Raw genomic sequence first — 14,112 nt, forward strand, 5'->3', positions numbered from 1 at the left:
TATGGTTTACTATAACAATTATCGATATCAGTGGAATCTAAAAAAGATGACCCCTATCCAATATAGGAATCACCTTCTAGTTGCTTAAGCTCTTTTCTATAGTGTCCTTGACATAGGTGCCAGTTTAACTTTTGAGCTTTCTTTTTTTAATGTTAATGAAGATGACAAGCGACCCAGTGTTTAGGTCGTACTTCCCTCCATTCCGGTGTTGAACTTGCGCAAATCTCAGTAGCATGAGGGCAGCGAGTCCGGAATCTACAGCCACTTGGTGGATTGCTTGGACTTGGTAAATCTCCTTCAAGGATTATCCGTTCTCTCGTCCTCTCTTTGTCCGGATCAGGAACTGGAACAGCAGATAATAGCGCTTGAGTATATGGGTGAAGCGGTTCTGCGTAAAGAGTATCAGATTCCGCCAATTCTACTAAATTGCCAAGGTACATAACGCCAACTCGATCGCTGATATGTTTAATCATAGATAAGTCATGGGCAATAAAAAGATACGTAAGACCGCGCTCCTTTTGTAATTTTTTCATTAAGTTAACTACCTGCGCTTGGATCGATACGTCCAATGCACTAATCGGTTCATCAGCGATAATAAAATCTGGTTCTACAGCTAATGCTCTAGCGATACCAATTCTTTGACGCTGCCCTCCTGAAAATTCATGAGGATAACGAGTAGAATGATCTTTATTTAACCCTACTGTCTCTAACAGTTCAAAAACTTTTTGTTTTCTTTCTTCCTTTGTTTTAACCAGATCATGAATATCGATTCCTTCAGCAATAATATCTGCCACAGTTTTTCTTGGATTTAGAGAGGCATATGGATCTTGAAAAATCATCTGAACTTTTCGATTAAACTCCTTCATGTCAGTTCTATCTTTTTTCCCAAAAACTGAGTTATTTTGAAAAAGAACATCACCTGCAGTTGCTTCATAAAGCCTCATAATAGTTCTTCCTAGTGTAGATTTTCCGCAGCCAGATTCCCCAACGAGTCCCAATGTTTCTCCTTTATAGATCGCAAACGAGACGTCATCGACAGCTTTTAAAATATCATTCTTGCCTATTTTAAAATACTTTTTTAACTGGCGAACTTCCACTAATGTTTCTTTTGCTGCACCAGAAGTGGTCGTTTTATTTATTAAATCTGGTGAGGCTGATGTAAGGCGTCTTCTATTTAATTGTGCTGGCTTTTCGATTTTAGGAGCCTTCTTGTGAAGCAGCCATGTTGCAGCATAATGCGTTTCAGTTAACTTAAACATAGGCGGTTCACGTAAATAATCGATTTTTAAAGCAAATTCATTTCTTTCAGCAAAGGCATCCCCTTTTGGTGGATTTATTAAATCTGGTGGAGTTCCGGGAATGGCAATCAACTCCTCCTTCGATTCCATATTCGGCATGGAACCTAATAATCCCCATGTATAAGCATGCTGCGGATTATAAAATACTTCTTCAACCGTTCCCGTTTCGACAATCTTGCCTGCATACATGACTGCCACACGATCGGCAATATTTGCAACAACACCGAGATCATGAGTAATAATAATAATCGCTGTATTCATTTTTTCTTGAATTTCTCTCATTAAATCAAGAATTTGTGCTTGAATAGTGACATCCAAAGCTGTTGTAGGTTCATCGGCAATCAACACCTTCGGATTTGATGCTAAAGCGATGGCAATCACAACCCGTTGTCTCATTCCTCCAGAGAACTGATGGGGATATTGCTTTACCCTTGCTTCAGCATTTGGAATCCCTACAAGCTTTAACAATTCAATTGCTCTATGAAAAGCCTGTTCTTTATTTAGTTTTTGATGTGTTATAACACTTTCCATGATTTGTTTCCCAATCGTCATAGTAGGGTTTAAAGCGGTCATTGGATCTTGAAAAATCATCGCAATTTCAGAACCTCTGATCTTTTCCATTTGTTTTTCTGTGTAATTGATAATATTTGCACCATCAAATAAGATCTCCCCCTCTTCAATAATCGCTGAATTGCTAGGGAAAAGTTTCATAATACTTTTAGAAGTGACCGATTTCCCTGAGCCAGACTCTCCAACGATCGCTAATGTTTCCCCTTTCTTTAAGAATAAATTTACCCCTCTAACAGCTTGAACTTTTCCAGCATACGTTTTAAATGAAACATGAAGATTATTGACTTCAAGTAATGTATCCAATTTAATTCACTTCCTTTGCACCACTTGCTCTTATTTTCTAATAAGAATGTCTTTACCGACGTTTAGCATTTAGCTAATTCTTATATAACTGCCTTTTGATTTTTTTCAAGCTTAAAATCTGCCTCAATCCGACCGATTTTCTCTTTACGAGCATTTAAAACAGGTGTTTCTCTATATTGATCCAGCTTTTGATACAATGGTTCGTCACCGATGCCTAATTGCTTCAGCACCTCCATTGCGGCAACGCTTGCTGCTCGGCCATTACCATCCTCAATTTTTATCGCAATCCCCAATCCGCTTTCTACATCTCCGATACATTGAATCCCCTCTGCTCCTGCCTTTGCTACTAATCTATTCTTAAAAACGTTCATCAAATCTGTATCAAATCTATTTGTTCCACCAACCATTTCAGGATGTAGCATCATAGCATTGCGAATTCTCTCTAAATGAGTGGCCGTGTCCGTGAATTCCCAAGTAAGTGGAGCAGCTAAACGAGCAAAACCTAATGCAATATTCCTTAAAGGAAGACGATGGACGGGTACGCCGCATCCATCTACACTTATACCAATTTCGCTTTTTCGAACACTGCATACGTGTTCTATTACATCTAGTATTCGCTGTTGATGAGGGTGAGTTAGCTCACGATAACTTTGAACTTCTTCCTTCATATGAACAACTGCGGTTAACATTCCTGAGTGCTTTCCTGAACAATTGCTATATAGCGGCGTTAATGTACCGCCATCACGAATTAATTTGTTATAGCTTTCAATATCCCGTGGAATATGGCTACCGCATTGAAGTGCTTCCTCTGTCAATTGAATTCTCTCTAAAATACTTGTAACTCTTTCTCTATGAAATTCTTCTCCGCTATGTGAAGCGCAAATTAGAGAAAGATCCTTTTCTTCAAATTGATATGCGTCAGCAGCTCCTGTTTCCACAACGGGGACAGCTTGAAATGGTTTCATTGATGAGCGTGGGAATACAACTCTGAATGGATCTCCATAAGAATAGACGATTTCTCCGTTTATATTTACAACTGCAACATGAATTGCATGAGTACTTTCTAAATATTTGCCCCGATAAACTTTGATTGAATGATTCATGATAATCCCTCTTTTATTATGTTTATTTTCTCATTTTCGGATCTAAAGCATCTCTTAATCCGTCTGCTAGAATATTAAAAGCCACCATAATAGCCACAATCACGATAGCTGGATAGAGCATTAAATAAAAATGATTTCGCATTCCTTGAAAGCCATCATTGATTAGTACACCCAATGACGCTAGTGGCTCCTGCAAACCAAGGCCAATAAAACTTAAAAAAGCCTCCATAAAAATCGCCGATGGTATCGTGAACATCATGTTAATAACAATTAACCCCATTGTATTAGGAATAAGATGATGAAGAATTAGGCGCCGATTTGAAGAGCCAAGTGATTTAGAAGCTAACACAAACTCTTGGTTTTTTAATTTAAAAATTTGCGCCCTGACTAACCTCGCCATATTAACCCAGCCTGTAATGACCATAGCAAGAGTAATCGTCAAAATTCCTGGCTTCATTAGCATAATCAACAATATAACAATGATGAGATTAGGAATTCCAACCAATATTTCGATGAAACGCTGAAGAATGTTGTCAACTTTTCCCCCTTTTAACGCTGAAATGGCTCCAATCGTTACCCCAATTAATAAATCAAGAAATGCTGCTAATACAGCAATATATAAAGAAATTCTTGTTCCTTCCCAAATCCTCGTCCATTGATCACGTCCAAATTTGTCCGTCCCTAACCAATGCTCTCCGCTTGGTGGCTGGTAAGCTGCCCCGTAATCTGTTTCGTAATATTTATACTCGTTCATGACAGGGCCGAAAATCGCTAGCAATAAAATGAGTAGCAACACTATTAAACTGCATAGAGCGCCCTTATTTTTCTTAAGGCGATTCCAGCTGTCTCGCAATGCTGACATGGGAGGACGCTGTATTTTCTCACTCTGTTCGACCTTTCTCCCTGCAATTTCAAATAAGTCGTCTGTTAATTCTTCTAACACCGGCTCTGTATTTTTCATTTCACTCACTCCTTTGCCCTGATATACGAATTCTTGGATCGATTATTCCGTACAAGAGATCAATAATAAGCATAGTAAGGACAAAAAAAGCGCTGTAGAAAAGAGTTAAGCCCATAATTGTTGTATAGTCATTTACTTTAATTGAATCAACGAACAAACTTCCGATTCCTGGAACGCTAAATATATTCTCAATCACTAGTGAGCCTGTTAATAAGCTCACGACAATCGGCCCTAAAATGGTCACTAAAGGAATAAGCACGTTTCTAATTCCATGTTTATAAATGACTTTAAATTGAGAAACACCTTTTGCCTTTGCTGTTAACATATAATCTTGTTGTAATACTTCTAGCATTTCGTTCCTCGTAAACCTTGCTATTAAAGCAATGACCATTAGAGATAACGTAATGGTTGGCATAATTGAACTGGAGTAGGATTCCCAGAAAGCAACTGGGAGAAGTCCTAATTTTAAACCAACATAGTATTGTAGGAGGGCTGCAAAAACGAAGTTTGGAATCGAAACACCCAATACAGCAACTAACATTGTGGAAAAATCCCACATGGTATTATGTCTAAATGCAGCGATAATTCCTAAAATGATTCCAATCGTAAATCCTAAGATGACGGCTTGAACACCTAGAAGTGCCGACGGACCAATCCTCCCGATAATAAGCGAACTTACATCCTGTCCCTTAAAATAATAGGATTCTCCAAGATCTCCTTGAAAAAGTGTTTTCATGTAAAGAAAATATTGCTGTGATACAGGTTTATCGAGTCCATATCTAGCGTAAAATTCCAGCCGTTGTTCGTCAGACAAAGTAGACAATTTTTCCTCATCGAAGGGAGAACCTGGCATTTGCTTCATTAAGAAAAAGGTCGCAGTTGCGATAATAAATAACGTAATAACAATATTGACAAGTCTCATAAATAAATATTTATTCACATTTAACACCTCCAGCTTCTGAGGAATTGGTCATATAGAAGATTATTAATGCTCCCCGCATAAGGAGCTTTATCCAGCAAGGAGAGAAGGCCAATTCTCTCCTTGCTTCAGACGATCGCTATTCTTTCGTAGCCCACTTTAAATCGGGTGAAGCTCCATATGGATGTGTGACAATCCCCTTTACATTTTGTTTCTGTAGGAAAGAGAGACCGTCAAAATAAAGCGGACCTACCGAACCATCTTCGAGAATTAATTTTTCGGCATCCAGCAAATACTGAATCCGCACTTTCTCATCCGCTTCAGTTTTTGCTGCATTGACTAACTCATCATATTGAGAATTAATAAAATTTCCACGGAAGTCAGTGTTAGAAGGGGCTTCCCACAAATCCAAGTATGTCATCGCATCGTTAAAGTCGGCTCCCCAACGGTTGACAGCCATTTGATAATCACCGGCTCTCATTGTGTCAAGACGACCACTGTAAGGCTGTGTAACAAGATTAATATCGACTCCTAAATTCTTTTTATATTCACTTTGCAGGAAGGTACCTGTATCTTTTGAGACCGTATCATCTGCCGTAAGTAATTCGATTTGAGGAGTTGACCCTAATTCTTCAACACCCTTTGCCCAATACTCTTTCGCCTTTTCAATATCAGGCTTAATAACATCTCCTTGAAGTTCTCTGAATGATTGGCCATCAACGCCTGCCATTTCAACTGCAACTAATCCATAGGCTGGTTCAGAACCATTATTTAAAATGACATCTGTTAAAATTTGCGGGTCGTATGCTAACTGAAGCGCTTTACGAATATTATCATTGTTGAAAGGTTCCTTAGCTTCATTAAACTGAATGAAATATGTTCTAAATTCAGTTTCAGTTTGAAACTCTGGACTATCTTTGTACGTATCGACATCAGCAGAAGCTAAGTAAACCTTATCTAAATCACCGGCTTCGTATAAATTTAAAGCAGTACTTGTTTCTTTAATCACTTTCATACTTACTTTTTCAATCGCAACATTATCTTTGTCCCAGTATTCAGGATTCTTTTCCATTTCAACACCTTGTGCTTGGTTATAAGAAGTTAACACGTATGGACCATTGTATAAAATCGCATCATACGTTAAGGCAAACTTATCCCCTTTTTCTTCAACAAACTTCTCATTTAATGGAAAATAAGTAACAAATGCTGTCAAATCTACAAAAAAAGGTGTCGGTTGAACAAGTTCAACAATTAGTGTTTTCTCATCAACTACTTCAATCGAAACGGAGTCAGCCTCTGCTTCACCTGCTGCATATGCAGCTCCGCCTTTAATATAATCCGTTAAAATTGTTGCATAAGAACCTGCGGTGTCTGGATGCATTGCTCGAAGCCAAGAATATTTGAAATCATTGGCTGTAATCGGTTCTCCATTACTCCACTTAATTCCTTCTTTTAACTTAAAGGTGTAAGTCAATCCATCCTCTGACTTTTCATAGCTTTCCGCCATTGCTGGTTGCGGTTCATTATTTTCATCTAAGCGATAAAGTCCTTCCATTACATTGTTTAATATGCCGAAAGAAATCCCATCTGTTGTTTTCACTTGATTTAAATCAGGGATGTCATTATCTAAGCTTAATCTTAAAGTATTATCTGCTGAACGAGCTCCATCGTCATTTGTCGTACCTTCATTTGTTTGCTCTGAAGGTTCTGTAGAACTCCCACTAAAATTACATCCGCTTAACAAAACAACCGCAATAAAAAAAATCAGAACCAACCTTCCACGCCATTTTCTTCTCATTATCTCAACCTCCGTGTATTTTTTGACAATTAATTCAATTGCAAGTATTGTGCCATTTTTACAAAAATATTATTTTTTTGTAAAAAACGAATTGGTTTACCCGACCGATTTAATTCAATCAAAAACGCTTGCAACATAACTTTTTAGAAAGATGAACTTTATTTTGATTACAAATATTTCACTGAACAACTGGTTTCCTTTATAAAAGTTAAAAAGTTAGAAAATTCTATAAACATCCTAATTATATGGGTGTCCTATTTACCCTATTAATCTTTAACAATATGCGTAATTGGTTAGAATTAAAGCCAAACCGATTTAAATAGCGACATTTTTCTCCTATTCATTTTTTTCGAGGGATTATCTTTCCAGCTTCCGAAGATTCCACAATTATTCGCTCGACAGCACAGTGGAAGCTAAAAATTCTGTTGCTTTCAAGTTTTGGTATATATCTTGCATGCCTTATTCATTGAAGGAGGGATCTTTTTGAACTGGAATAAAGAAGTTGAAGAAAATAAAGAGCTGCTACTTAATGATTTATCAAAACTATTATCTATTAAAAGCATTAAAGATATTTCATCAAAATCGGATGCAGCTCCGATGGGAGAAAATATTAAGAAGGCGTTAGATTTCATGCTGCGAACGGCAGAAAAGGATGGATTTAGAACGAAAAATATCGATGGCTACGTAGGGTATGCCGAGATCGGACCTGAAAATGCTCTCCATTATATTGCTGTCCTCTGCCATCTTGATGTCGTCCCTGCAACGGGAAATTGGACTTCAGATCCATTTTTACCGAGTGTTCGAGAAGGAAGGCTATTTGCAAGAGGTGCTATCGATGATAAAGGGCCAACTATGGCAGCTTATTATGCCCTGAAAATAATTAAAGACAGTCAGTTAGCATTAAAGCATCGTGTTAGAATTATTTTTGGTACTGATGAGGAAAGCGGAATGTCATGTATGAAGAAGTATGTGAAAGTCGAACCGCCTGCATTAACCGGATTTGCCCCAGATGCTGAGTTCCCTCTTATTCACGCAGAGAAAGGACAAATCAATGTCATTTTGCGATTAAAGGCCGCAGCTCAGCCAATTGGAAAATATCAATTATGTTCTTTTTATTCCGGAGAGAAGGGCAATATGGTTCCAGATCATGCAGAGGCAATTATTGAAGGAGAACATTTACGCCAAGTAGCAGACGCCTTTTCTCTATATTGCCGACTAGAAAAAATAGAATCTACTATTGAACAGACTGAACAAATCCTGCAATTAATTGTAAAAGGGAAGTCAGCTCATGGGATGGAACCTGACAAAGGAATTAACGCGGCTACAAAGCTTGCTGTTTTTTTAGCAAGATTCCTTCCGGAACAACCATTTATTCGCTTTGTTTCAGAGCGGCTTGCGGATGATCCACTTGGGGAAAAGCTTGGTATTGCTTTTTGTGATCGTATCACAGGAACGCTTACTGTCAATGCTGGAATCTTTCGTTACAAAGCGATGAATGAAGCTACCCTATCCTTAAACATTCGCTGTCCAGTAGAAACACCTTATTTACGAACAATCGAAGGAATTACTGAAGCCATTAAAGAATATGGGTTGGAGATTGAAGAAGTGCGAGAGAAAAAACCCCATTATGTCAGTGAGGATGAACCAGTTATAAAAATACTTCAGGAAGCATACGAACAGGAAACTGGTGAACAAGCTAAACTTCTTACTACCGGCGGAGCTACTTACGCACGATTTATCGACAATGGGGTTGCATATGGAGCTGTTTTTCCTGGAAAAGAAAATACTGCTCATCAAATTGATGAATATATTGAGATCAATGATTTGTTTAAAGCAACTACCATTTATGCGAAAGCAATCTATCAATTAGCTAATATATAAGAACGCACAAGCGAACTCCCCAAAACTAACTAATATCTGGGTAAGTTCGCTTGTTAGCGATAATTAGCTTGCTTCAATTTTTTAAGTACTTGTTTATAGATGCATTTCAAATCCCTCAAGAAACATTTTGCCCTTATCTGTTATTCGACTTCCACCTCGTCCTCTTTGTGTCAAAGTCAAGCCTTTTTCATGTAAAAGCTTCAAACGATAACGTAATTGCTGTTCTGAAAACGAATAGCCACGTTCTAATAAATAATTAAGCAAGGAAAAACGGCCTGCCGAAATCACATGAGCCTGATTTAAATATTGCAAAATCATGACTGTCTCTTGAAAAAAACCTTTTTCTAATAAATCTTCTTTTAATTTTTCTAACTCCTTTCTTGGTTCCTCAACTTGAACAATATCTACATCGTTGATTGGGAGATCCTCTTTATAAACTTTATCTCCACTTATATGTGCTACATATTCAACAACATTGCGAAGCTCGCGAACATTCCCTGGCCAATAATAATCTTCACAATACCTTAATGCTTCCTTCGTAAAAACAAACGGTTCCCTTCCAAGTTTTTCTTGAAATTCTTTTGAAAATAAATTAATTAAAAGCGAAATATCTTTCTTCCTCTCCCGAAGAGGTAAGAGTTTCAATGGCAAAACATTAAGTCGATAATAAAGATCTTCGCGAAATGTTCCTTCTTCGATCAAATTTTTTAAATTTTTATTGGTTGCGGCTATCACTCTCACATCAAGAGGAATAATGGTATCACCACCGACTCTCATAATCTGCCTTTCTTGCAGAACTCTTAACAAACGGTTTTGAATAACAGGTGCAGCATCTCCTATTTCATCTAAAAAAATACTGCCAAGATGCGCTTGCTCGAACAAGCCAATATGACCCCTTTTACGTGCTCCAGTAAAAGATCCCGGTTCATAACCAAATAATTCACTTTCCATTAAACTCTCAGAAATGGCAGCGAAATTGACGCCGACGAACGGCTCATACCTCCTTGGAGAAGCCTTATGGATAGCCTGTGCTAGCACCTCTTTTCCTGTGCCTGTTTCACCTAATATTAGAATCGTTGAATCGCTTTTCGCAAGTCTCCCGGCAACCTTTAACATCTCTAAGACAGGGAGACTTGCTGTTTTTATATCATCAAAGCGGTATCTTGCCATACTATTTTTCTGCTTTGCCTTAAACCTAAAATCATGTTCGATCTTTTGATAATCCTTCGCTTCGCGGAAAATAATAAGGGTTGAATAGACTTGATCATCAACCATGATTCTCTTTTTCCTCATATAAAAGGTAATATCGTTGATCTCGACAAAATTTTCTTGTCCAACAGAAAGATTCTTTATTGCCTGATAATAACAAGACGGGATTATATTAATATTTTGCTTTTGAACTTGTGAAGATAATTTTAAATAATCGATTGCCGCCTTATTTAAAACTTCAATTTCATTTTCATTGTTATAAACCAATACAGCATCATCGATATTTTGGACGATGCTGTCAAGACTGCGCTGAAGAATGGTTGAACGGAAAATTTCGTTACTTAATTCTTTAGAAAAATGGATAACGGATTGCATAAACCTCGCTGATAAATGTGCCTTCGCAGAAAAAGGTGAGATTTGAAAAAAATTAAATATTTCAATTAACGTTGATATATCAATTAATCTGCTTCCAATATTAATCGTTTTTGATACAGTTTCAGGGACAAATTGCGGTTCTCCTGGCGTGATGGCAATCGCAATACTTGACTCAGGGCGTTTTTGCGGATAATACGGGATTAGATCGAGCTCAATTCCCGTTTCTTCTAGGATGCTGATCGTTTCTTCGGCTGACTGTCTCAGATCACTTACTAAATAGGCTTGCGTCCCTTTAGGTATTTCGAGGATTTCTCGTAAATTCGCATAATTAATTGTTCTTGTTGTAATAATATACGGAGTATTTTCATCTAAGTAAGGTTTTACCATCGTATAGACAATTGAACTTGAAACTAGCACTAATGAATTTCTTTTAATAATGGAAGCTTCTAATTGTTCCACAGTTACTCCTTCAAATTCAAAATGCTCCATTAAACCAATTTCATTTAATTGATTTAAGAGAGTATGTAATGTGTTTTTCATATAAGAAACAACAAGTATCCTTTTCTTCTCTGCCAAACAAATCACCCCGATCTTAACCAAGCATTCACGAAAATATAAACAACAGACTTATAAACGAGAAAGTATATATTTGTATTATAAAATGATCGTTTCTATCGGTCTATCACACTTTTTTGTCACCTACCAGGGGTGTTCAAAGTTATTTTTCCACCTCCTTCGTTTGAAGCTGCTTACATTATTTCTCGACATTTCCACCCTGTCGCGATCCAGGTGAGCTAGCCACTTCAAAACAATAATGATTAATATTTTTCTTCGCGGATGTATCAAAGCAGCTTTTTTATCCCCCCAGATCATAAGAAGGTGTCTATTCAATAAACGGTATTGCCATTACTGGATATGTATATTGAAAGGAAGGCTCTATAAATTATTGGGGTTAACAAATTGTACCAGATGATTTCAGCAGCGAATTCAATCAATTAAAAAGACAGGAAATTTATTATCTATTTCCTGTCTCTACCCATTCAAACTGATGATGGCCATTACACTTCTTGCAATTGCCGTTCTTCAATTGTTACTTTTATTTCTTGCGTTCCCTTCTTTTCCAATAAGCCAAGCGTTGCGGATGTAGACGTGTGTATCGCTTGCAACAATGCCCGATCCTCCACAAGTGACTTTCCATATGATGGAATCATTTCTTTAATTTTTTCGTTCCATTTATCTTTATAATCAGGAAAGCATTTATCAATAACCTCGAGCATAACATGAACTGCTGTCGAAGCACCTGGTGAGGCACCTAGCAATGCCGCAATCGAACCGTCTTCGGCGTTGATCACTTCTGTTCCAAATTGCAAAGTTCCTTTACCGCCTGCCTCGGTATCCTTAATTACTTGTACTCGCTGGCCAGCAACGATTAAGTCCCAATCCTCTGATTTGGCAGTTGGGATGAATTCACGAAGTTCTTCCATTCGCTGTTCCTTTGATAACAGTACCTGTTGAATTAAATACTTCGTTAATGGGATTTCTTTTACCCCTGCTGCAAGCATGGTCAGCAAATTATGGGTTTTGATTGAGGTGATTAAATCCAACATTGAACCTGTTTTAAGAAATTTCGGCGAAAACCCTGCAAACGGCCCAAACAATAATGATTTTTTATTGTTAATGAACCGCGTATCAAGATGAGGAACAGACATCGGTGGCGCTCCTACCTTTGCTTTGCCATAAACCTTTGCATGATGCCTTTCAACTACTTCCGGATTATTACAAACCATAAATAATCCGCTTACAGGAAAACCGCCAATATGCTTTCCTTCAGGAATACCTGATTTTTGTAGTAGGTGAAGGCTGCCTCCCCCACCACCGATAAAGACAAACTTTGCTGTATGCCTTTCTATCATGCCGTTTTCTTCATTTTTTACTTTTAATTCCCATCTCCCATCATCCGTACGATTAATATCTTTAACACTATGATTATAGTTAATCTGTACATTTTGTTTCTTTAAATGTTGAAACAGCATCCGAGTTAAAGCCCCAAAGTTTACGTCCGTACCTGAATCAATTTTTGTTGCTGCTATTGGGATATTTAATTCGCGTTCTTCCATAATGAGCGGTATCCATTCTTTTAACTTTTTTGGATCGTTGGAAAATTCCATTCCTTGAAAAAACGGATGGTTTGATAGCGCTTCAAAACGTTTTTGTAAAAAAGAAACATTTTCTTCGCCTTGCACAAGGCTCATATGGGGCAGCGCCCGAATGAAATCTTGTGGATTTTTGATCATGCCTTTCTCAACAAGGTATGACCAAAACTGCATAGAAACTCGAAACTGTTCATTAATATTAATCGCTTTGCTAATATCAATGGTTCCATCTGGCTTTTCAACTGTGTAGTTTAATTCACAAAGTGCAGCATGACCAGTCCCAGCATTATTCCACTCGTTAGAACTTTCCTCTCCAGCAGATGCAAGCTTTTCAAACACTGTAATGTTCCAATCTGGTGCTAATTCTTTTAAAATCGTTCCGAGCGTAGCACTCATAATTCCAGCACCAATTAAGATAATCTCTGTTCTTGTTTCCCCGTAGCTCATGTTTATCGGACTCCTATAATTCGCAGAATGATAAGCACAGTACTTAGACTTACCTCGACTCTGGATTAATTATTATTTAATGATAGTTTATCAGAATTTTTGATAGATTAAAATATTTATTTACTATAAGTATAAGTAAAACCTTATAATACTTGATAATTCATAAAAATTGAAGCCTGAAATTAAAGCGTTTACATTTTTCGCTTTGAAATTTTACAATTGCTTAATAAAAAGTGAGGATCGATTTATTTGCCTAGAAAAATATCAATCATTAAAAGCAATTTTTCTTGCGGAAGTATGATTCCTAATGAAAAAGTCGATAATGTTGATGTCTCTCTACCTTACAAATATTGAACGCAACAATTAGTCGTTATTTAAGGTTTACCCTAAACGGACTTTGCGTTTACCAAACTGTTCAAAACAGCAGCTTGTCTTTAGAGCGACTATAGCCAAATATACATTATGTAATGTCTGGTTATAATTCCTTTTATTAAATTTCAATACCATATGAGGAGGAAAATGAAGGATGTCATTAATCGGAAAAGAAGTATTACCATTCACAGCCCAAGCGTATCATAACGGAGATTTTATCACCGTTAGTGAAGAAAATTTCAAAGGAAAATGGAGTGTTGTTTGTTTTTATCCAGCAGATTTCACATTTGTTTGCCCAACTGAGCTTGAAGATCTGCAAAATGAATATGCTACATTAAAGGAGCTTGGAGTTGAAGTATACTCTGTTTCTACAGATACTCATTTCACACATAAAGCTTGGCATGATCATTCAGAAGCGATCGGCAAAATCGAGTACATCATGATTGGGGATCCGTCACAAAAAATCTCACGTAACTTTGAAGTTTTAGATGAAGAAGCAGGACTTGCTCAACGCGGTACTTTCATTATCGACCCAGACGGCATTGTGCAAACAGTGGAAATTAATGCTGACGGCATTGGACGCGATGCAAGTACACTTGTGAACAAAATTAAAGCGGCGCAATATGTGCGCAACAACCCAGGCGAGGTTTGCCCGGCAAAATGGCAAGAAGGCGGAGAAACACTGAAGCCAAGTCTTGATCTCGTAGGGAAAATTTAAGGAGT

The 14,112-nt window shown here is 37.5% G+C and carries 10 protein-coding genes; 3 read left to right on the forward strand and 7 right to left on the reverse strand.

The annotated features are described in order from the left end of the window. The coding region (locus PZE06_RS02385) for an IS3 family transposase (protein ID WP_275791627.1) at positions 1-88 on the forward strand (88 nt) is incomplete at its 5' end. A 64-nt stretch (positions 89-152) separates the two neighbouring features. Here PZE06_RS02385 and PZE06_RS02390 read toward each other — a convergent pair. From PZE06_RS02390 to PZE06_RS02410, 5 genes are all read right to left on the reverse strand, one after another. Then, the gene (locus tag PZE06_RS02390) at positions 153-2,171 is read right to left on the reverse strand and encodes an ABC transporter ATP-binding protein (protein WP_150913926.1); all 2,019 of its coding nucleotides are present in this window, start codon (positions 2,169-2,171) and stop codon (positions 153-155) included. An 80-nt stretch (positions 2,172-2,251) separates the two neighbouring features. Next, the gene (locus tag PZE06_RS02395) at positions 2,252-3,274 is read right to left on the reverse strand and encodes an asparaginase (RefSeq protein WP_150913928.1); all 1,023 of its coding nucleotides are present in this window, start codon (positions 3,272-3,274) and stop codon (positions 2,252-2,254) included. Positions 3,275-3,296: 22 nt separating this feature from the next. Further along, a complete protein-coding gene (locus PZE06_RS02400; protein ID WP_150913930.1) occupies positions 3,297-4,235 on the reverse strand; it encodes an ABC transporter permease in 939 nt (312 codons plus the stop codon). A 1-nt stretch (position 4,236) separates the two neighbouring features. Then, the gene (locus PZE06_RS02405; protein WP_191963131.1) at positions 4,237-5,175 is read right to left on the reverse strand and encodes an ABC transporter permease; all 939 of its coding nucleotides are present in this window, start codon (positions 5,173-5,175) and stop codon (positions 4,237-4,239) included. Between the two features lie 118 nt (positions 5,176-5,293). After that, positions 5,294-6,952, reverse strand: coding sequence for a peptide ABC transporter substrate-binding protein (locus PZE06_RS02410; RefSeq protein ID WP_150913932.1), 1,659 nt, complete (start codon positions 6,950-6,952; stop codon positions 5,294-5,296). A 483-nt stretch (positions 6,953-7,435) separates the two neighbouring features. Here PZE06_RS02410 and pepV point away from each other — a divergent pair, with 483 nt between their 5' ends. After that, entirely contained in the window at positions 7,436-8,833 is a 1,398-nt protein-coding gene (gene pepV, locus PZE06_RS02415) for a dipeptidase PepV (RefSeq protein WP_150913934.1), read from the forward strand. 93 nt (positions 8,834-8,926) lie between these two features. Here pepV and PZE06_RS02420 read toward each other — a convergent pair whose 3' ends face one another. Both PZE06_RS02420 and mqo read right to left on the reverse strand, forming a co-directional pair. After that, positions 8,927-10,993: a sigma 54-interacting transcriptional regulator gene (locus PZE06_RS02420; RefSeq protein ID WP_150913936.1), complete on the reverse strand. Its 2,067-nt coding sequence runs from the start codon at positions 10,991-10,993 to the stop codon at positions 8,927-8,929. A gap of 482 nt (positions 10,994-11,475) precedes the next feature. Then, complete coding sequence (gene mqo, locus PZE06_RS02425) at positions 11,476-13,017, reverse strand: malate dehydrogenase (quinone) (RefSeq protein ID WP_150913938.1); 1,542 nt, start codon at positions 13,015-13,017, stop codon at positions 11,476-11,478. A gap of 526 nt (positions 13,018-13,543) precedes the next feature. Between mqo and ahpC the strand changes: the two genes are divergently transcribed. Continuing rightward, positions 13,544-14,107, forward strand: a complete 564-nt coding sequence (ahpC, locus tag PZE06_RS02430) for an alkyl hydroperoxide reductase subunit C (RefSeq protein WP_150913939.1) — start codon at positions 13,544-13,546, stop codon at positions 14,105-14,107. Positions 14,108-14,112: the final 5 nt, after the last annotated feature.

The sequence above is a fragment of the Robertmurraya sp. DFI.2.37 genome (assembly GCF_029211245.1).
GTDB lineage: Bacteria > Bacillota > Bacilli > Bacillales > Cytobacillaceae > Robertmurraya > Robertmurraya methanolica_A.